Here is an 18,078-nt window from a genome sequence, read left to right as displayed (position 1 = left end):
GGCTCAGTCCCTCGGCCCGTCGCCCCACTCCAGGCTCAGCATCCCCGGGCCGAACCGGCGCCGGACCTGGTGCACCGATGATCCGCGATCGATCACGACGGGGATGCGCGTGCTCGCTTCCGGGGTCTCGACGACCTCGTCGACCCAGGTCGGAAGCGCCGCCGGGTCGAACCGCGTCCACATCAGCAGCTCGCGGCACTGCCGCGAGAACCCGTGTCCGGTCTCCCTCGTCGCGGGGAACTCGTCCGAGTAGTCGATGCGCCACTCGATCATGGTCGTCTCCGCGGTATCGATCGGCTGATCGAGCTCGAACGCGAATCCGTGTACTTCGCCGGAAGGATGCGAGTGCACACGGTCGATCCGCCCGCCTCCGAGCGCGGTGAACGGGGGCGGCGGCGTCGCCTGGCCGGGGGTCATCTCCACATAGGGCACGTGCGTGACCAGGCCCGACATCGACTGGATCAGCGTCCGGATGCTGCGCGAGCGCACCGTTCCGGCGGGCCCGACCTCGGTGACCACCTGTGTCGTGACATCGCGCACGCGGTCGGCCTGGGGCTCGCCGAGCGCCTCGAACACCTCCGTGACCGCGGCTTCGAGATCGGCCGCGGGAAGCGGGAAGGTCGGACTGCCGAACGGGCCGACGCGCAGGCTCCTGCCGATGGCGCCGGACAGCGCGCCCACCGGGAGGTCGAGGAGCTGCTCGATCTCGCCGACGGCGGCGAGGGACTGCGCGCCCTCCGGTCGACGCGCGCCGGAACGCCAATAGCTCAGCGTCGCCATCGACACAGGATTGCCCCCGTCGCGCAGACGGGCGTTCAACCAGGCGAGCGTCACCCCGCGTTCTCGGATCGCCTCACGGAGGGCCGTCGAGAACGTGGCGTCCTGAGCAGTGCTCGTGCTGTTCTCCTGTGCCATCACATCATTTCCCCAGGTATGTGAAGAGGGGTCGCCTAGATTGAACCATAAGACCATGCACACCGCCTCGGGGCCCTGGCGGAAAGCGGGTCACAGGGTCGACGCGGCACGGGTTGGAGCCCGATCCCGCGCCGTTCGACCCGGCGCAGTGATTCCCCCTCGTTGCGTGAACACGGAGTCCGGTGGCCTGTCTGGGGACGGCCACCGGACACCGTCGTGCAATGCCCGGCTGGGAGTCGGCCCCGCGAACCCACGCGTAGACTGGGAAGACCAACGCCAGCACCGAGGATCCGTCATGTCTGCGCCCGCCCGCACGTTCACCGTGCGCCACATCCAGCTGCTCCGCGCGCTCTTCGCCGCCGTCGCCGCGCTCATGATCACGTTCTCGTCCGATCACTCGGCCGCGGTCGGGCTCTCGGTGTTCAGCGGCTTCGCGATCGCCACGGCGTTCATCCATGCGTTGAGCGCCTGGCTCGTCCAGCCCAAGGGACGGCGCGCGCCGAGCATCCTGCTGGCTGCCGTGAACGTGCTCGCCGGCATGGCCGCTGGCATCCCCACGCTGCGCACCGATGACGTCTTCTTCGTCGTCGTCATCAGCTGGGCGATCATCTCCGGCGGCATCGAGGTTCTCGCCGGCATCCGGGCCCGCCGCATCGCCGACCCGCTCGCGCGCGACGCGATCCTCATCGGTGCGATCGGCGTGCTCCTCGGCATCCTGCTGCTGCTGATCCCCGCCGGTTTCTCCTCCCCGTATGCGATCGAGGGCGCGGGCGAGTTCGTGCTCACCGGCATCATCCTCGGCGTCGGGATGCTCGGCGGCTACGCCGCGATCGTCGCCGTGTTCCTCGGCATCGCGGGCTTCACACCTTCTTCGCGCGCCTCGGCTGCGGCCGCGGACGTCGAATCCGTCCAGGGAGGCGCGGCATGACCGACGACAAGCCAACGCGGCGCGAGCTGCTCCGTCCGCTGCACCTGCTCGGCATTGCCGCGGTGTGCGGTGTGTTCGCCGCAGTCGTGACTCTGGTGACGACCGGTGCCTTCACCGAGCGCGTGAACGTCGCCATCTCCCGGGGAACCTACGAGGGGCTCACGCCGATCGCCCTCGGCCTCGTGATCGGCGGAGGGGCGTTCATCGCCACCCTGCTCATCCTCTCGATGCTCATCCTCGCCGTCGACCCGGCGCAGTACGAGGCGGAGGAGCTCGAGCGCCCCGTCCTCTACGACGAAGAGCCGGATGCTGTCGCCGACCCTGAGCCCGGAGACGAGCCCTCGCCGCAGGGCGACCGGACCGCCTGACCTGCGCGCCGGCGTCCCCACGGCGCCCGCTTTCCACGGGGCCGGGGCGTCGTCTGCTCCGTTCCGTCACCCGGATGGGGGCCGACACGCCACTTGTCGGACGGTGGGGGCTGTTTCGTCCGACATCTGGCGTGTCGGCCCCCGAAGCGGCGCGGTCAGGCGCGCGATCCGACAGGAAGCGCGGGGCGAGGGCGCCCCGTCTCAGCGCGCGAGCTGCTCCGCGATGCCGATGTAGGTCGCGGGAGTCAGCGCCAGCAGGCGCTTCTTCGCAGCATCCCCGATCTCCAGCGTCTCGACGAACGCCGCCAGCTCCGCAGCGCCGACGCGGTGGCCGCGGGTCAGCTCCTTGAGCAGAGCGTAAGGGTCGCTGATCGTGGAGCGGCCGGCGACGACCTCGGCGCGGATGACGGTCTGGATCGCCTCGGCGAGCACCTCCCAGTTGCCGTCGAGGTCCTCCAGCAGTACATCGCGGCGCAGAGAGATGGCGTTCAGCCCGCGGCGCAGGTTGTCCAGCGCGAGCAGCGAGTGCCCGAACGCGACGCCGATGTTGCGCTGCGTGGTGGAGTCGGTGAGGTCGCGCTGCAGGCGCGAGGTGACGAGTGTCTGCGAGAGCGTCGCGAGGAGCCCGCCGGCGATCTCGAGATTGGCCTCGGCGTTCTCGAAGCGGATCGGGTTGATCTTGTGCGGCATCGTCGACGATCCGGTCGCGCCCGCGACGGGGATCTGAGCGAAATAGCCCAGTGAGATATAGGTCCAGGCATCCGTCGCCAGGTTGTGCAGGATGCCGCCGGCGTGACGCACCCGGTCGTAGAGCTCGACCTGCCAGTCGTGCGACTCGATCTGCGTGGTGAGGCCGTTGAAGTCGATGTCCAGGGACGCGATGAACTCCTGGGAGATCGTCGGCCAGTCGGCGTCCGGCTCGGCGGCGAGGTGCGCGGACCAGGTGCCCGTCGCTCCGGAGAACTTCGCGAGGAACTCGGATGCCTCGATCTGCGCCGCGACCCGCTCGAGACGCCACGCGAAGACGGCGAGCTCCTTGCCCATGGTCGACGGCGTCGCGGGCTGGCCGTGGGTGCGCGACAGCATCGCGGCATCCGCATGCTCGACGGACAGCTCGCGCAGCTTCGCGATGACATCCTTCAGCGCGGGCAGCCACACACCGATGACGGCGCGCTTGACGGTGAGGGCGTAGGAGGCGGAGTTGATGTCCTCGCTGGTGCACGCGAAGTGCGTGAGCTCTGCGATGGCGTCGAGGCCGAGGCTGGAGAGCCGGTCGCGGACGAGGTACTCGACGGCCTTCACATCATGCTGCGTGACGGCCTCCTTCTCGGCGAGCCAGTCGATCTCGGTCTGACCGAAGTCGCGGTAGAGGGCCCGGAGGCGCTCCTTGTCGGCATCCGAGAGGGGAGACGTCTCGAACAGCGAACGATCGGTGAGCGCGATCAGCCACTCGACCTCGACCTCGACGCGAGCGCGGTTCAGGCCCGCCTCGGAGAGGTAGTCGGAGAGGCCGGCGACGGCGCCGCGGTAGCGGCCGTCGAGCGGGCTGAGGGGCTGTGCGGGAAGCGGGGCGTGCGAAGTCAGGGGAGTCCTCCTGCTCAGGGCCCCTCGAAGGCGGGGCGTCGTGCGGGCTGTCGCAGAGCGGGTTCGAGCTGGCGGAACAGGCCTCTGGTCGACGTCTCGATCATACCGAGCACCGCATCGAACATATCCGGGCCCGCATAGTAGGGGTCCGGGACGTCCAGGGTCTCGGCCATCGGGTCGAAGGACAGCAGGAGGGTGACCTTGCCCTCCTCGTCCTCGTCGCGCGCCCATTCCCTGAGGTTGCGCTCGTGGGTCCGGTCCAGGGCGACGACGAGGTCGTTCTCGCGGAAGGATGCCGCAGAGAACTGTCGCGCCCTGTGCTGCGCTCCGTCATAGCCGCGGCGCCGCAGCGCGTCGAGCGTGCGGTGATCGGCGCGCTCGCCGAGGTGCCAATCGCCTGTGCCGGCGCTCGTCGACACGATGCGCCGACCGAGGCCCTGCCTCTCGGCGAGGTCGCGCAGCACCACTTCGGCCATCGGGGAACGGCAGATGTTGCCGGTGCAGACGAAGATGACGCGGAAGGGATCCGGGTCGGTCATGGATCCATCTTGCCGCGTCGGCGAAGCGAGCGGGAGACTTCTCCTGCACTCGCGTGCATCTGCTCTGGTTCTCCCCATGGCCGCAGAAGCGGCGGGTGCCGCTCGTTCCCGCGTCGCTGCAGCCGGGCATCCTTGCCGCATGCTCTCCATCGACTCGGCCACCGCGTTCAGCTCCGCACAGGACTATTCCTGGTTCGGGGCCCGACGATCGATCTCCGAGGCGCTGGAGCGACTCGATGAGGCGGGCATCGCGCTCGTCGCGCTGAGCGCGGACGCGGGGTGGCAGGCCGAGGGGATGCGTGCACTGCAGGGTGCGATCGAGGATATCTCCGCGCGGGTCGGGGCGCAGGCGCATCCGCTGCGGCAACGGCTGTGGGAGCTGGAGCTCGCGCATGGCTGAGGCGGACGGGTTCTCGATCACCCATGGGGGAGTGCTCGAGGTGGACACCGAGGTCGTGCGCGACATCGCGGCGCGGTTGGGCGCCGTGGCACGTCTGGTCCAGGAGGCTGCGGATGCCGCCCACCAGGCCCATCGGTGGATCGTTGCAGGAGCGGGGCTCTCCGTGCACATCGATACGGTCGCGCTGTGGGGGTCGGGTGACGCACTCACCGCACTGCGCGCAGAGTTCGACCGGATCGTCGAGGGCGCGACGCTGATGGCCGATGCGTACGAGCTCGTCGAGCTGCGCGCGCAGCGGGATGCCCTCGCCCTCACCGATGGCAGGGCGGCAGACGCGGTAAGCGCGGAGATCGCCGAGATCGAGGCCGCGGACGAGCGCCTGGCGACGGTGGCCGACTATCTCACGGCGGGATGGGAGGAGCGCCGCTTCGAGGGGCTGGACAGCCAGTTCGATCTCCTCGGGCTGACCGGCCTCGCGCCGGGCGCCGTCGTCGCCGCGGTGACGGCCGTCTCGACGACCGGGCTCGTCGGCACGGTTCCGCCCGGCTTCGTGGTGACGGGCAAGGCGGACCCGGTGGTCGTCCGTCCCGTCCAGACCTCGGCGCCCGTGGCGCCGCCGGCATCCCTCGCCGACGCCTTCCGTCGCTTCCCCGAGACGGAGAACGCGCAGGTGAAGGTCGAGCGGTACACCTTCGCCGATGGGGCGACGCGCTACGTGCTCTACGCGAAGGGAACGCAGTCGGGGCTCGCCGGTGGGGAGGAGCCGTGGGACATGCGATCTAACGCGCAGATGTATCTCGGCATGGATGCGGCGTCCTACCGAGCGACGGTGGAGGCACTGCATCAGGCCGGTGCAGGGCCGGGCGATCGAGTCGATGTCTATGCCCACTCGCAGGCGGGCATGATCGGCTCGTACCTCGCGACGCAGGGGGAGTTCGACGTCGATCTGCTGGTGACGGCAGGCAGCCCTGTCGAGCCGATGCTCGGAGAGGATCAGCTCCTCATCCAGCTGCGTCACTCGGACGACCTCGTGAACGCACTCGCGGGTGGAGGCTCGCCGCAGGGGTCGGGGTCAGCGGACAGCTTCGTCGCCCAGCGGGAGGGCGATCCGCCATCGCAATGGAGGGACGTCATCCTCGAGCCGCACATGATCGATACCTACATCGAGACCGCCGAGCTGGTCGACGACTCCGGCGATCCGCGCGTCGAGGCCTATCGCGTGCGGCTTGCCGAACTGGCTCGGGCGGAGCACATCGAGGCGACCGAGTATGAGGCCGACCGCACGGGGTGGGCGCAGTGACACCCCGGGGAGGCGAGGGGCGAACCGCCCGGGCGCCGCCGAGCGACGACGTCAGCGGGAGGACTTCTTCTTCTGCGGACGGAGGATGAAGCCGAAGACGCCGTTGATGAGCGAGATCACGATGGCGGCGAGCACGCCCCACCAGAAGTCGCCCACGCTCAGGCCCCACCCGAAGCCACTGGTGATCCATGCCGTCAGCCACAGCAGGAAGCCGTTGATGACGAAGCCGATCAGGCCGAAGGTGAGGATGTACAACGGGAAGGCGACGATCTTGACCACCGTGCCGACGATGGTGTTCACCAGGGCGAAGATCGCACCCAACGCGAGCAGGGTGAGCACGAGCTGGAGCGTTTCGCCGGGCGCGAACGCGGTCACAGCGATCTGCAGCGCGGGGATCAGTGAAACGACCCAGAACGCGAAGGCATTGACGACGACTCGGATGATGAAGCGCATGGTGCGAACAGTCTCGCACGGCCGCCCCGAGTTGTCGCCGGGTAGACTGAAGTGACCCGCCTGAGCCGAAAGGCCCGACGAGCCCTGAGGAGCCGCCTATGCTGACACTCCTCCTCGTCTTCCTCATCGCCTCTCTCCTCCTTCCCGCACTCGTGCGGTGGCTGGGCGCCCAGGCCTTCGCGATCGCGGCCCTCATTCCTGCTGCGGCCTTCGTCCACGCGCTCATTCTCACCCCGCAGGTCCTCGATTCCGGCTCGAGCCCGTTCGAGTCGATCGCCTGGATCCCTCAGCTCGGCCTGAACCTCTCGATGCACATGGATGTGCTCGGCTGGGTCCTCACGCTCATCGTCACCGGCGTCGGCTCCCTCGTGCTGCTGTACTGCCGCTGGTACTTCCATGACGACGCGACCGGTCTCGGGCAGTTCGCCGGCGTCCTGCTCGGCTTCGCCGGTGCGATGTACGGTCTCGTCCTCACCGACGACCTTGTGATGCTCGTGATGTTCTGGGAGGTCACGAGCATCCTGTCGTACCTGCTCATCGGGCATTACCGCCGCCGCGCCGCCAGCCGTCGTGCCGCCCTGCAGGCGCTGCTGGTCACCACGCTCGGCGGTCTCGTCATGTTCGTGGGTGTCGTCCTGCTCGTCGTGGATGCCGGCACCAGCAGCATCACCGCGCTGCTCGCCTCGCCGCCGACCGGCCCGTTCGTGAACGCGGCCATCGTGATGCTTCTCGTCGGCGCGCTCAGCAAGTCGGCCATCTTCCCCTTCCACTTCTGGCTCCCCGGGGCCATGGCGGCACCCACCCCGGTCAGCGCCTACCTGCACGCCGCCGCCATGGTCAAGGCCGGCATCTACCTCATCGCGCGCTTCGCGCCGATTTTCGCGTTCAGCGAGCCGTGGCGGCCGATCGTCGTCACCCTCGGCGTCTTCACCATGCTGCTGGGGGGCATCCAGGCTCTCCGCGAGACCGACCTCAAGCGCATCCTCGCCTTCGGAACCGTCAGCCAGCTCGGCTTCTTCACCGTCGTCGTCGGCTACGGAACGCAGGCGTCCGCGCTCGCCGGCCTCGCCCTCGTCATCGCGCACGCCCTGTTCAAGTCGGCGCTCTTCCTCATCGTCGGCATCATCGACCGCCAGCTGTCGACCCGTGACATCACCGAGCTCTCCGGCGTCGGACGTCAGGCCCCGGTGATGGCGACCACGGCATTCATCGCCGTGGCATCCATGGCAGGCGTCGCACCGACGATCGGGTTCGTCGCCAAGGAATCCGCGCTGACCGCCCTCCTCGACGACGCCCTGAACGGGTCGGTGTGGGGCTGGGTCGCGATCATCGGCGTCGCCGTCGGCGCGACGCTCACCGCCGCCTACGGTGCGCGCTTCCTGTGGGGTGCATTCTGGACGAAGCGCGACGGGCGCCGGGAACGGATGCCGCGGACGCCGTGGCCCGACCCGCCGGTCGGCTTCCTCTCCGCCCCCATCCTGCTCGCGGGCGCCACGCTCGCGGCGGGCATCGGGGCTCCGGCGGTGGACGTCGCCCTGCACGGATACGCCATCACCGCCGAGGCGGGACGCGAGTCGGAGGGGCCAGGTCATCTCGCCCTCTGGCACGGCATCGAGCCGGCGCTGATCATCTCCATCGCGACGCTGCTGGTCGGGCTGAGCCTGTTCCTGCTCACCGTGCGCTCCGGGTGGGACCGCAAGCCGCGACTGCTGCCGTTCACGGCATCGGATGCCTATTACTTCGTGATCCGCGGAGTCGACCGCCTCTCGGTCCTGACGACGACCCTCACCCAGCGCGGTTCGCTGCCTGTCTATGTCGGCACGATCTTCGTCGTCGTGGTCGTCGCCGAGATCACGGCACTGCTCGCGAGCGACGTGCAGCAGCTGAACCTCTCGGGCTGGCACACGCCGACCCAGCTCGTGGTGGCGCCCATCATGGCCGCCGCCGGGATCTTCGCCGTCCAGGCGCGCAAGCGCTACACCGGCGTCGTGCTCGTCTCGGTCACCGGCCTCGGCATGGTCGTGCTCTTCGCGACGAGCGGTGCCCCCGACCTCGCGCTCACGCAGATCCTCGTCGAGACGGTCACCATGGTGACCTTCGCCCTCGTGCTCCGCCGGCTTCCCGCGCGGATGGGCGAGCACAACGCCTCCGTCGGACGGCTGCCGCGCGCGATCCTCGCCATCGCGGTCGGCGCGACGATGGCCCTCATCGCGATCGTCGCCACCCAGTCCCGCGTCGCCGATCCGATCTCGGTCCTCTTCCCCGAGCTCGCCTACGAGCTGGGGCACGGCAAGAACGTCGTGAACGTCGCACTCGTCGACCTGCGCGGCTGGGACACGATGGGCGAGCTCTCGGTCCTCGTGCTGGCCGCGACCGGCGTCGCCTCGCTCGTGTTCGTCACCCACCGCGCCGACCTCCTCGCGGCGACCAAGAGCGTGCCGCGTGCCTCCCGCCGCAAGGCCCGCATGAACCCGCTCGTCGAGACCGATGACGGCGTGCGCTTCCAGACGGCCGAGAACCGCAGCGCGCCGCGCGCCTGGCTCGTCGGTGGTCAGAAGATGAGGCCGGAGAACCGGTCGATCCTTCTCGAGGTCGTGGTGCGCATCCTCTTCCACACGATCATCGTCGTGTCGATCTACCTGCTCTTCGCCGGGCACAACAGCCCAGGTGGCGGGTTCGCCGGCGGCCTCGTCGCCGGCATGGCCCTCGTCATGCGCTACATCGCGGGCGGGCGCTGGGAGCTCGGCGCCGCGGCGCCGACGGATGCCGGACGCCTGCTCGGCGCCGGGCTCATCATCGCCGTCGGCGCGGCCGTCGTACCGCTGTTCTTCGGCATGTCGCCGCTGGCCAGCTCCTACTGGGAGTGGGAGGTGCCGCTCATCGGGCACATGGAGTTCGTGACCTCCACCGTGTTCGACATCGGCGTGTACCTCGTCGTGATCGGGCTCGTCCTCGACGTGCTGCGCAGCCTTGGCGCAGAGGTCGACCGGCAGGCGCAGGACATGCGCGCCAGGGGGGTGGACATCTGATGGACGTCTCCCTGACCCTCATCATCATCATGGGCGTGCTGTTCGCCTGCGGCGTCTACGCGATGCTCGAGCGCAGCCTGACCCGCGTGCTGATCGGCTTCCTGCTGCTCGGAAACGCCACGAACCTTCTGCTCCTGATCGTCATGGGCGTGCCGGGCGATGCCCCGTTCTTCGGAGCGGAGGGCGCGATGAGCGACCCGCTCCCTCAGGCGCTCACGCTCACCGCGATCGTCATCACCTTCGCCGTCTCGGCCTTCCTGCTGGCCCTCATCTACCGCTCGTGGCAGCTCGGCCAGGCGGACACCGTCGAGGACGACGAGGCGGACATCGCCCTCCGTGAGCGCACGGATGCCGATGAGGACGTCATGGACGACGAGGGCGACGAAGAGGACGACGAGGCGACGACCGACTTCGTCGGTGTGCAGACCTCGCCGATCACCGTGCTGCACATGCGCGATCACCCCGCCATCCACGACGATGCGCCGATGGACATGGCATACGGCGCTTCGACAGGCTCAGCGAGCTCAGGCGCGTCAGCGGGCTCAGCGAGCTACGGCGCTTCGACGGGTTCATCGGAATCGGGGAGGTCCTCGCTCCCTGAACCTGCCGAAGGATTCGAGGATCACCGCACGACCGAGGAGGAGGATCGCCCATGACGATGAGCGCACTCGTCCCCCTGCTCGTCATCCTCCCCCTGCTCGGCGCCGCGATCACCCTGGTGTTCGGACGCAGCCCGCGACTGCAGATGTTCGTCTCGGTGGCGACGCTGGCCGCGGTGGCCGTCATCGCTGCCATCCTGCTCATCGCCGTCGACGCCGGAAGCCCGCTCGCCGTCTCGGTCGGCGGATGGCCGGTTCCCTTCGGAATCGTGCTGTACGTCGACCGGCTGGCCGCCCTGCTCGTGCTCGTGTCCAGCATCGTGCTGCTCGCGGTCCTGCTGTTCTCGATCGGCCAGGGCGCGGCGGACGGCACGGACGAGACACCGATCTCGATCTTCAACCCCTCGTACCTCATCCTCGCCGCCGGCATCTTCGACGCCTTCATCGCGGGTGATCTGTTCAACCTCTACGTCGGGTTCGAGATCCTCCTCGTCGCCTCCTACGTCCTCATCACCCTGGGCAGCACGGAGTCCCGCATCCGCACCGGCGCCGTGTACATCGTCGTCTCGCTGGTGTCGTCGATCCTCTTCCTCGCCGCGATCGCGATGATCTACGGGGCGCTGGGCACGGTCAACATGGCCCAGATCGCCGAGCGGATGACGGAGATCCCGCAGGAGACCCAGCTCGTCCTGCATCTGCTGCTCGTCGTCGCCTTCGGCATCAAGGCGGCCATCTTCCCGGTGTCGTTCTGGCTGCCCGACTCCTACCCGACCGCCCCCGCTCCCGTCACCGCCGTCTTCGCCGGGTTGCTCACAAAGGTCGGCGTCTATGCGCTCATCCGTACCGAGACGCAGCTCTTCGCAGACAACAGCATCGACACGCTCCTGCTCATCGTGGCGCTGGCGACCATGGTGGTCGGCGTGCTCGGTGCGGTGGCGCAGGCGGAGCTGAAGAGGATCCTCTCCTTCACGCTGGTCAGTCACGTCGGATACATGATCTTCGGCCTGGCGATAGCGACGCCCGCGGCGATCGGCGCGACGGTCTATTACATCGTCCACCACATCGTCGTGCAGACCACCCTCTTCCTCGCCGTCGGTCTCATCGAGCGAAGAGCGGGCAGCACGAGCATCCTCAGGGTCAAGGGCCTGCTCAAGGCCGCCCCGATCCTCGCCGTGCTGTACTTCGTGCCGGCGATCAACCTCGGCGGGCTGCCTCCGTTCTCCGGCTTCATCGGCAAGTTCGCCCTCTTCGAGGCGGCGGCATCGGTCGGTACGCCCATCATGATCGTGCTCATCATCGGCGGAATCGTGACCTCGCTGCTGACGCTCTACGCGCTCATGCGCGCCTGGAACCTCGCGTTCTGGCGCGAGGAGGAGGACTCCTCCGAGACCGAGGGGCGCATCTCGTACCTCGGCAACGCGCCAGCCGCCGATGAGCAGCAGGAGCGTCGCCGCATCCCGAAGATCATGACGATCGCCACCGGCGGCATGGTCGCCGTCACCGTCGCGCTCACGGTCTTCGCCGGCCCTCTCTACGCCCTCTGCGACCGGATCGGCAGTGCGCTGCTCGAGCCGGTCAGCCTCGTGCAGCTCGAGCAGGAGGTGAGCGGATGAGCACCGAGACCAAGCGCGGCCTGCTGCGTGCCTTCCTCTTCCAGCTCCCGTTCCTGGCGTGGCTCGTCGTGCTGTGGATGCTGCTGTGGAGCCAGTTCACAGTGCTGGCCTTCCTCACCGGGCTCGTGGTGGCCGTCTTCGTCACCCGCGTCTTCCGCCTGCCGACGATCGAGCTCAGCGGCCGGATCAACCTCTGGTACCTCGCGCTCTTCGTCGTGCAGTTCCTCTTCGCCGTGCTGCGCGGCGCTCTGAGCGTGACGATCCAGGTGTTCGACTTCCGGCGCCAGCCGGGGGCGGCGATCATGGCCGTTCCGCTGCGCTATGCGGACGATCTGATGATGACGCACGTCTCGGTGACGAGCTCGCTCATCCCCGGATCGCTCATCGTCGAGGCCGATCGCGATCGTCGCATCCTCTACTTGCACGTCATCGGTGTGCACAGCGAGAAGGACGTCGAGCGGCAGCGTCAGGGCGTGCTGCGCTGGGAGCGGCGCCTCGTGCGTGCGCTCGGCAGTCCGGCCCAGTACCGCGCCTTGAGGGAGGACGAGAGATGAACGTGCTCCTGGTGATCATCATGGTCGTCTTCGGCCTCGCGGCGATCCTCACCCTGATCCGGATCGTGCGCGGCCCGTCGATCCTCGACAGGGCGGTCGCCTCCGATGTACTCCTCACCGAGGTGATGTGCGTGCTCGGCGCGGAGATGGCCATCAACGGGCACACCCGCAACATCCCCGTGCTCCTCATCATCGCCGCGATCGGCGTCTTCGGCTCCATCTCGGTCGCCCGCTACGTCGCGAGAAGGGACAACACGACCTCATGAACGTCTTCGGTCTGATGATCCCCGACGCCGTCGTCGACGTCGCCGTGCTCGTGCTGATCCTGCTCGGCGCCGTGCTGTGCCTCTCGGCGGCCGTCGGCCTGCTGCACTTCCGGGATGTGCCATCGCGCTTGCACGCTGCCACCAAGCCGCAGGTGCTCGGTCTGCTGCTCATCTGCATCGCCGTCGCCCTGTCGCAGCGCTCCGTCGGCGGCATCCTCGTCGGGGCGGTACTCGTCGTCCCCGTCGTGCTCATGCAGTTCGCGACCGCGCCGCTCTCGGCGCACATGGTGGGGCGGCAGGCGTACCGCAACGGCTCCGCCGCTGAACGCGACCTCGTCGTCGACGATCTGGCAGAGTCGAAGCAGACCCCGCCTGGCGCGGGCTGAGCAGGGGGAGGCTACGCCGATGTCCGCACCGGCAGGATGGTACGACGCGGGACAGCCGGGGCGACAGCGCTGGTGGGACGGTGCGCAGTGGACGGCTCATGAGCGGGATGCCGTCGCTGCGCCGACCGTCGGCGCGACCGTTCAGCAGCCGGCCGCGGCAGAGATCGCGATGGGCTGGTACCCGGTGCCTGGCACGGTCGACGTGCGCTGGTGGGACGGGACGACCTGGACCCCGTACCGCGTCCGTGACGGAAGACCCAAGCCGGATGCCTTCGCCATCGAGCCCGCGGCGACCGGAGTCGTCCTCGGCATCGTGTTCTACGCCGTCGCCGCTCTGCAGCTGTTCAGCGCGGTGATCTCGGGGAACACATCCTTCTACGTCACCCCCTTGCTCTTCGTCTTCGCCGGCACGGTGTGGCTGGTCGGCGGGATCGCGTCGAAGGGGCTGAGCCGCCTTCCCGCTCCGCAGGGCGGGCCGCTGATGGATGCCGTCGTGCGGCCGCTGCCCACCGACGTCGAGGGCCCCGGTGCCGGCTGGTATCCGGTCAGCGGCCAGGCAACACGATGGTGGACGGGCACGCGCTGGAGCTGGTACGTCGGGATGAAGTTCGGTCCGCGCCCCGGGCACTTCGGGCCGCGGAGTTACCTCATCTCGATGATCTGCGGCTGGATCGTCGCGGCGGTCGCCGTGTGCGGCATCCTCATCGGCGCCCTCGGGATCGGTCTTTCGGCTGCGGGGGATGCATCCGTGGGGGCCGCACTGGGAGTCATCGGCATCGCCTTCGGCGTGATCTTCGGGTTGCTGGCGCTGTTCGTGCTTCTGCTCACGCGTTCGCGCCGCTACGCCTTCACCCTGCCCTCGACGCCGCCGCCGGTGCGCTGAGGCGTCGGGTCTCAGGGGACGACGATCACGCCGAGCGCTCGTGCCGCAGAGGCGAGGCGGGTGTCGAAGGTCGCCATTCGCGCGCGGGCGCGGATGGCGCTGTGCAGCACGCACACGTCCGGCATCCGAAGGCCGGTGCGCACGCGGAGTTCGGCGAGGGAGAGCGGATCGTCCTGATCGTCGATCACGTCGACCCCGAGGTCGGCGAGTGCGGTCTGAACGGTCGGACCCTGATTCGCGCGCACCGCGCTGACGAGCGTCTCGGCGAGCGTCAACCGATGCGCCGCGAATCGTCCGCCGTGCGAGCGGAACATCTCGAGTGCCAGGGGGTGATGCGTGTCATCGGAGTCCAGGATCGCGATCATCGCGCTGGCGTCGAGGACGATCATTCCGGCCATTCGTCGCGCAGTTCGTCGCGGAGCTCTCGGGGGAACATCCCGCGGAAGCGGCCGGCGATGCTCTCGACGGCGCGCGCACGGCGCTCGTCTTCGGCGTGCTGCTCCGCCTCTGCGCGTCCGCCGTTCTCCGTGATGAGCCGGACGATGAGGCGCGACCGTGGCTCTCCAGGCCAGCGCACTTCGGCGGCGTCGAGAGCGCGTGCGACGTCATCGGTCTCGGTGACCTGGTAGCGCGGGCGGTTGGTGGGCATCTCCGGAGTGTACCACCGTGTCTTGGTGGGACACCATCTCTCAGAGCCCGTCGGCGAACTCCTGGATGAGGCGCGCGGCCGGCTCGGCATCGCTGATCAGCGTGCCGTGGCCGTGATCGGGGATGACCTCCAGGCGAGCACCGGGGATCGCGTCGACGATCTCCCGGCACCACGACATCGGAGCGAGCGGATCGCTCTCGCCGCGCAGGACGAGCACCGGCTCGTCGATGCGCCTGTATGCCTTCTCCGGCTCGTGCACGATCGTCGCCCGCATCTTGCGGAGGAGGTGGGGGCCGCCGCGCAGGTACTCCCTTGCCCCTCGAAGGATGACGAGCGGCCGCTCGCCGGCGAGGTCGCGCAGCAGATACGTCGCCTGCGCCCGGATGTTGCGCGAGGCGCTGTTCACGGTCGGCCCAGCGAGCACGACGCCGGCGACGAGCGAGGGATGCCTGGCCGCGAGCTCCGCACCGATCTGGCTGCCCATCGAGTGGCCGATGATGACGACCTTCTGCTCGCCCGCATGGCGGAGGTGCGCGGCGACGAGGTCGGCATGACGCTCCATCGTGAGCGTGCGCTCGGGTTCCGGCGCCTCGCCGAAGCCGGGGAGATCGACCGCGATCACCCGTCCGTTCAGGCGCCGCACGAGATCGAGGTAGACGCTGCGTCCCATCCCGATGCCGTGGAGCAGGAGGAACGTCGGTCCCGCGACGCCGAAGGACTCCGCCACCAGGGTGGCTCCTGCGTGTTCGAACTCGACGACGGAGGCGGGCTCGTCAGGGGCGGCGAGCAGACGATTCGGCATCCTGCAACGCTATCCGAGGCGGCAGTGACGAGCGTGCCGGAGAGCACCCGCGCCGCTCAGCCGCCAGGCTGCAGCACGAGTGTGTCGACGGCCGCCGTATCCACGGCATCCGCGCTGAACGCCCAGGCACGCTGGCGACCGGCTGCCCAATCCTCGGTCTGATCGGTGTAGTGGGCGTGGAACGCGTGGCCGCTCGTGCCGGTGAGGTGGATCCAGGTCGAGGCATCCAGATCGGCGAGGTCGACGACCATCCGCATCGAGGGGACCGTGGTCGTCGCGTAGGACTCGCCGAGCTCCCAGCCGGTCGCGTTGACCACGGATGCGCCGCCGGAGACCCGGTACGGTCCACGGTTGAAGAGCAGCTCGATCGGGGCGATGCCGGAGGAGCCGAGGGTGTCGCTGGTGAGAGTGATGGCGTGCAGGTCGCCCCAGTTCCACCGCTCGACGACATCGCCCTGTCGGGCGGAGAGCTCGTCGTACGCCTGCTCAGCCGAGAGGGCCAGCATCTCGTCCATGCCCTCGACGTCGAGTTCTTCGTTCGTCCACAGTGGGTCGCTCGGGTCGTCCAGCATCGCCGAGACGACGGTGAACAGGCGGGCCTGCCCATCGATCGGCAGCGGCTCCGCATGGTTCGCGAACACGTTCTGCACGAGGTTCGACCACAGCACGTTCGCGTATGCGGCGCCTGCCGATGACGCCGCGTTCTGGGCATCCCAGGAGCGCAGCAGATCGACCGCATCGCGCGTCCCGGCATCCTCGACCGGCACATCGGCCATGACGGTGGCCAGCCGCTTGCCGAACCACATCTCGCTGTCCATCTGGATGGCGCTCATGTCATCGGTCGTCAGCGGCGCCGCGGCGGACCGCTGCTCGATGAGGTCCACGATCCGCGCCGCGCGATAGCCGTCGTCCCAGTCGCGGGAGAGGAAGTAGGCGTAGTCGTCGTCGACGATCGCATTGTTCGCGGTGACGATGTAGCCGCTGGCCGGGTTGTAGGAGACCGGCAGCTCCTCGAACGGGATGAACCCCGTCCAGTCGTAGGCGCTGTCCCAACCGGGCTGAGGCAGCCATCCGTCACCCGCTCCGCGGATCGGCAGTCGTCCCGGTGTCTGGTACCCGATGTTCCCCTCGACATCGGCGTAGATGAGGTTCTGCGCCGGGACGTCGAAGAGGGATGCGGCGTAGCGGAAGTCGTCGAAGTCCTGCGCGGTCGAAAGGGCGAAGATCGCCGTCGCGGCGGTGCCGGGAGCCAGCGCCGTCCACCGCAGGCTCACGGCGTACTCGCCCTCAGGGATCTCCGGCGCCCCCTCCAGCGGCAGCACGGCCTCACCCGCACCCACCACGGGGTCGTCGGCGATGCCGGTGAAGTCGTCCGTCAGCCCGGAGATGATCGGGCCGTGCACTGTCGAGCGCACCGTCAGGGCGACGTCATCTCCTCCCGCGACCTTGATCGTCTCCTCGCGCACCTCCATCGGCACGAGCTGACCGTCTCGCCAGTACGCGTCGCCCTGCACGCGCTCGACGTACAGGTCGGTGACGTCGGTCGTCAGGTTCGTGAATCCCCATGCGACCTGGGCGTTGTGCCCGATCACGATGCCGGGGAGCCCCGAGAACGAGAACCCGCCCGCATCGAACGGGCAATCCTCCGTGACCTCGCTGCAGCGCAGTTGCACCTGATGCCAGACGCTCGGCAGGGAGGCGCCGAGATGCGGGTCGTTGGCGAGCAGGGGCAGGCCGGATTCGGTGAGAGCTCCGGAGACCACCCAGGAGTTCGAGCCGATGCCCTCGCCGGCGTCGCCCACGAGCATGCTCGCCGCCTCGATGACGCTGGACGCCTCCTGCCACTGCACGGTGTGCACCGCCTGGGCGGCCTCGGCCTCGTCGTCGCCGGTCGGGTAGGCCGCCGTCTCGGCATCCGTGTCCGTGGAGACCTCAGGCACCTCCGAGATCTTCGGCACGATCACGGGGTTCTCGTCGAACGGGTACGGCGGGTAAAGCTTCTCGAGCAGGGCCTGGGTCGCTGCGGCATCCGCATCATCCCCGGACGCCGCCAGCAGCGCCCGCGCCGTCTCGTCCTCGATGTTGGTGCGCAGATCCCATGCCATGGCCTTGAGCCAGGCGACGGAGTCGGCAGGCTCCCACGGTTCGACCTCGTAGCCGGGGTTCTGGATGCCGAGCACCGCATACTCCAGGCTGAGCTCGGCCCCGCCGCGGTCGGCGAGGTATGCGTTCACCCCGTCTGCATAGGCCTGGTAGTACCCGAGCGTCGTCTCGTCCATCGCCTCGACCTCGGCCTCGGCGACATCGCGCCAGCCGAGGGTGCGCAGGAACATGTCGGTCTCCAGCTGCGACTCGCCGAACATCTCCGCGACCCGGCCTGCGGTGACGTGGCGGCGGAAATCCATCTCGAAGAAGCGGTCCTGCGCGTGCACGAAGCCCTGCGCGAAGAAGAGGTCGTGCGAGGAGTCCGCGGTGATCGTGGGGATGCCCGAGGCATCCCGCTGCACGGTCACTTCGGCCTGCAGGCCGTCGAGGTCGAGGGCGCCGCCGGTCTGCGGAAAGGAGCGCTGGATCGTCCAGACGACGACGAACGCCGCTGCCACGGCGATGACGAGGATGCCGGCGAGCACGCCGAACGCGATCCGCCCGATCAGGGGTCCGATTCTTCGCCCAGGGGTCGCCGGGGTCGCGGTGTCTGTCGTCATCGACGTTCCTTCGGGTAGAGCCGGGCCGATCCCACATCGGCCCTCCGCGCATCGGGACGCACGTCCTGGCATCCTATCGGGGTCCCAAGCGAGGTCGCGGGCGCC

19 protein-coding genes are annotated in these 18,078 nt (G+C 68.9%); 11 read left to right on the top strand and 8 right to left on the bottom strand.

What is annotated here, in order from left to right; genetic code table 11:
* Positions 1-3 precede the first annotated feature (3 nt).
* A complete protein-coding gene (locus ACWGJP_RS05425; RefSeq protein ID WP_452328733.1) occupies positions 4-915 on the bottom strand; it encodes a hypothetical protein in 912 nt (303 codons plus the stop codon).
* A gap of 295 nt (positions 916-1,210) precedes the next feature.
* Between ACWGJP_RS05425 and ACWGJP_RS05420 the strand changes: the two genes are divergently transcribed.
* Positions 1,211-1,843 carry an acyl-CoA synthetase gene (locus tag ACWGJP_RS05420; RefSeq protein WP_452328732.1) on the top strand — a complete coding sequence of 211 codons (633 nt, stop codon included), beginning with the start codon at positions 1,211-1,213 and terminating at the stop codon, positions 1,841-1,843.
* Positions 1,840-2,211 (top strand): hypothetical protein, encoded by a 372-nt coding sequence (locus ACWGJP_RS05415; RefSeq protein ID WP_452328731.1) that lies wholly within the window; start codon positions 1,840-1,842, stop codon positions 2,209-2,211. Before ACWGJP_RS05420 ends, ACWGJP_RS05415 begins: the two co-directional genes overlap by 4 nt.
* A 201-nt stretch (positions 2,212-2,412) precedes the next feature.
* Here the strand turns inward: ACWGJP_RS05415 and purB are convergent, their stop codons facing one another.
* Together purB and ACWGJP_RS05405 are read right to left on the bottom strand one after the other, a co-directional pair.
* Entirely contained in the window at positions 2,413-3,795 is a 1,383-nt protein-coding gene (gene purB / locus ACWGJP_RS05410; RefSeq protein WP_452329497.1) for an adenylosuccinate lyase, read from the bottom strand.
* Between the two features lie 14 nt (positions 3,796-3,809).
* On the bottom strand, positions 3,810-4,334 hold the full coding sequence (locus ACWGJP_RS05405) for a low molecular weight protein-tyrosine-phosphatase (RefSeq protein WP_452328730.1): 525 nt from the start codon (positions 4,332-4,334) through the stop codon (positions 3,810-3,812).
* Between the two features lie 139 nt (positions 4,335-4,473).
* Here ACWGJP_RS05405 and ACWGJP_RS05400 point away from each other — a divergent pair, with 139 nt between their 5' ends.
* Positions 4,474-4,734 (top strand): hypothetical protein, encoded by a 261-nt coding sequence (locus tag ACWGJP_RS05400; RefSeq protein ID WP_452328729.1) that lies wholly within the window; start codon positions 4,474-4,476, stop codon positions 4,732-4,734.
* Positions 4,727-6,034 carry a hypothetical protein gene (locus ACWGJP_RS05395; RefSeq protein ID WP_452328728.1) on the top strand — a complete coding sequence of 436 codons (1,308 nt, stop codon included), beginning with the start codon at positions 4,727-4,729 and terminating at the stop codon, positions 6,032-6,034. The genes ACWGJP_RS05400 and ACWGJP_RS05395 overlap by 8 nt, the downstream gene beginning before the upstream one ends.
* Before the next feature lie 51 nt (positions 6,035-6,085).
* On the opposite strand, the gene ACWGJP_RS05390 is transcribed toward ACWGJP_RS05395, so the two are convergent.
* Positions 6,086-6,487: a phage holin family protein gene (locus ACWGJP_RS05390; protein WP_452328727.1), complete on the bottom strand. Its 402-nt coding sequence runs from the start codon at positions 6,485-6,487 to the stop codon at positions 6,086-6,088.
* Positions 6,488-6,585: 98 nt separating this feature from the next.
* On the opposite strand from ACWGJP_RS05390, the gene ACWGJP_RS05385 reads away from it, so the two are divergent.
* From ACWGJP_RS05385 to ACWGJP_RS05355, 7 genes are read left to right on the top strand one after another with little or no spacing between them, the layout of a single operon-like run.
* Entirely contained in the window at positions 6,586-9,516 is a 2,931-nt protein-coding gene (locus tag ACWGJP_RS05385) for a Na+/H+ antiporter subunit A (protein ID WP_452328726.1), read from the top strand.
* Positions 9,516-10,172 (top strand): Na(+)/H(+) antiporter subunit C, encoded by a 657-nt coding sequence (locus ACWGJP_RS05380; protein WP_452328725.1) that lies wholly within the window; start codon positions 9,516-9,518, stop codon positions 10,170-10,172. Before ACWGJP_RS05385 ends, ACWGJP_RS05380 begins: the two co-directional genes overlap by 1 nt.
* Before the next feature lie 2 nt (positions 10,173-10,174).
* Positions 10,175-11,728 (top strand): Na+/H+ antiporter subunit D, encoded by a 1,554-nt coding sequence (locus ACWGJP_RS05375; RefSeq protein WP_452329496.1) that lies wholly within the window; start codon positions 10,175-10,177, stop codon positions 11,726-11,728.
* The gene (locus ACWGJP_RS05370) at positions 11,725-12,282 is read left to right on the top strand and encodes a Na+/H+ antiporter subunit E (RefSeq protein ID WP_452328724.1); all 558 of its coding nucleotides are present in this window, start codon (positions 11,725-11,727) and stop codon (positions 12,280-12,282) included. The genes ACWGJP_RS05375 and ACWGJP_RS05370 overlap by 4 nt, the downstream gene beginning before the upstream one ends.
* Positions 12,279-12,548, top strand: a complete 270-nt coding sequence (locus ACWGJP_RS05365; protein ID WP_452328723.1) for a monovalent cation/H+ antiporter complex subunit F — start codon at positions 12,279-12,281, stop codon at positions 12,546-12,548. The genes ACWGJP_RS05370 and ACWGJP_RS05365 overlap by 4 nt, the downstream gene beginning before the upstream one ends.
* On the top strand, positions 12,545-12,934 hold the full coding sequence (gene mnhG, locus ACWGJP_RS05360) for a monovalent cation/H(+) antiporter subunit G (RefSeq protein ID WP_452328722.1): 390 nt from the start codon (positions 12,545-12,547) through the stop codon (positions 12,932-12,934). Before ACWGJP_RS05365 ends, mnhG begins: the two co-directional genes overlap by 4 nt.
* Positions 12,935-12,953: 19 nt before the next feature.
* Positions 12,954-13,817 (top strand): DUF2510 domain-containing protein, encoded by an 864-nt coding sequence (locus tag ACWGJP_RS05355; protein WP_452328721.1) that lies wholly within the window; start codon positions 12,954-12,956, stop codon positions 13,815-13,817.
* An 11-nt stretch (positions 13,818-13,828) separates the two neighbouring features.
* Here ACWGJP_RS05355 and ACWGJP_RS05350 read toward each other — a convergent pair whose 3' ends face one another.
* From ACWGJP_RS05350 to ACWGJP_RS05335, 4 genes are read right to left on the bottom strand one after another with little or no spacing between them, the layout of a single operon-like run.
* Positions 13,829-14,206, bottom strand: a complete 378-nt coding sequence (locus ACWGJP_RS05350) for a type II toxin-antitoxin system VapC family toxin (protein WP_452328720.1) — start codon at positions 14,204-14,206, stop codon at positions 13,829-13,831.
* Positions 14,203-14,466 carry a hypothetical protein gene (locus ACWGJP_RS05345; RefSeq protein WP_452328719.1) on the bottom strand — a complete coding sequence of 88 codons (264 nt, stop codon included), beginning with the start codon at positions 14,464-14,466 and terminating at the stop codon, positions 14,203-14,205. The genes ACWGJP_RS05350 and ACWGJP_RS05345 overlap by 4 nt, the downstream gene beginning before the upstream one ends.
* A 40-nt stretch (positions 14,467-14,506) precedes the next feature.
* Positions 14,507-15,268, bottom strand: coding sequence for an alpha/beta fold hydrolase (locus ACWGJP_RS05340; protein ID WP_452328718.1), 762 nt, complete (start codon positions 15,266-15,268; stop codon positions 14,507-14,509).
* Between the two features lie 56 nt (positions 15,269-15,324).
* Positions 15,325-17,973 (bottom strand): penicillin acylase family protein, encoded by a 2,649-nt coding sequence (locus tag ACWGJP_RS05335; RefSeq protein WP_452328717.1) that lies wholly within the window; start codon positions 17,971-17,973, stop codon positions 15,325-15,327.
* Positions 17,974-18,078 lie beyond the last annotated feature (105 nt).

This window comes from Microbacterium sp. NPDC055903, assembly GCF_053615555.1.
This window is presented reverse-complemented; position numbering and strand designations above follow the sequence as displayed.

Bases quoted from the DNA above. Each gene is read 5' to 3' on its own strand.
- ACWGJP_RS05425 (WP_452328733.1), bottom strand. From the start codon at position 915: ATGGCACAGGAGAACAGCACGAGCACTGCTCAGGACGCCACGTTCTCG.
- ACWGJP_RS05420 (WP_452328732.1), top strand. From the start codon at position 1,211: ATGTCTGCGCCCGCCCGCACGTTCACCGTGCGCCACATCCAGCTGCTC.
- ACWGJP_RS05415 (WP_452328731.1), top strand. From the start codon at position 1,840: ATGACCGACGACAAGCCAACGCGGCGCGAGCTGCTCCGTCCGCTGCAC.
- ACWGJP_RS05405 (WP_452328730.1), bottom strand. From the start codon at position 4,334: ATGACCGACCCGGATCCCTTCCGCGTCATCTTCGTCTGCACCGGCAAC.
- ACWGJP_RS05400 (WP_452328729.1), top strand. From the start codon at position 4,474: ATGCTCTCCATCGACTCGGCCACCGCGTTCAGCTCCGCACAGGACTAT.
- ACWGJP_RS05395 (WP_452328728.1), top strand. From the start codon at position 4,727: ATGGCTGAGGCGGACGGGTTCTCGATCACCCATGGGGGAGTGCTCGAG.
- ACWGJP_RS05390 (WP_452328727.1), bottom strand. From the start codon at position 6,487: ATGCGCTTCATCATCCGAGTCGTCGTCAATGCCTTCGCGTTCTGGGTC.
- ACWGJP_RS05385 (WP_452328726.1), top strand. From the start codon at position 6,586: ATGCTGACACTCCTCCTCGTCTTCCTCATCGCCTCTCTCCTCCTTCCC.
- ACWGJP_RS05380 (WP_452328725.1), top strand. From the start codon at position 9,516: ATGGACGTCTCCCTGACCCTCATCATCATCATGGGCGTGCTGTTCGCC.
- ACWGJP_RS05375 (WP_452329496.1), top strand. From the start codon at position 10,175: ATGAGCGCACTCGTCCCCCTGCTCGTCATCCTCCCCCTGCTCGGCGCC.
- ACWGJP_RS05370 (WP_452328724.1), top strand. From the start codon at position 11,725: ATGAGCACCGAGACCAAGCGCGGCCTGCTGCGTGCCTTCCTCTTCCAG.
- ACWGJP_RS05365 (WP_452328723.1), top strand. From the start codon at position 12,279: ATGAACGTGCTCCTGGTGATCATCATGGTCGTCTTCGGCCTCGCGGCG.
- mnhG (WP_452328722.1), top strand. From the start codon at position 12,545: ATGAACGTCTTCGGTCTGATGATCCCCGACGCCGTCGTCGACGTCGCC.
- ACWGJP_RS05355 (WP_452328721.1), top strand. From the start codon at position 12,954: ATGTCCGCACCGGCAGGATGGTACGACGCGGGACAGCCGGGGCGACAG.
- ACWGJP_RS05350 (WP_452328720.1), bottom strand. From the start codon at position 14,206: ATGATCGTCCTCGACGCCAGCGCGATGATCGCGATCCTGGACTCCGAT.
- ACWGJP_RS05345 (WP_452328719.1), bottom strand. From the start codon at position 14,466: ATGCCCACCAACCGCCCGCGCTACCAGGTCACCGAGACCGATGACGTC.
- ACWGJP_RS05340 (WP_452328718.1), bottom strand. From the start codon at position 15,268: ATGCCGAATCGTCTGCTCGCCGCCCCTGACGAGCCCGCCTCCGTCGTC.
- ACWGJP_RS05335 (WP_452328717.1), bottom strand. From the start codon at position 17,973: ATGACGACAGACACCGCGACCCCGGCGACCCCTGGGCGAAGAATCGGA.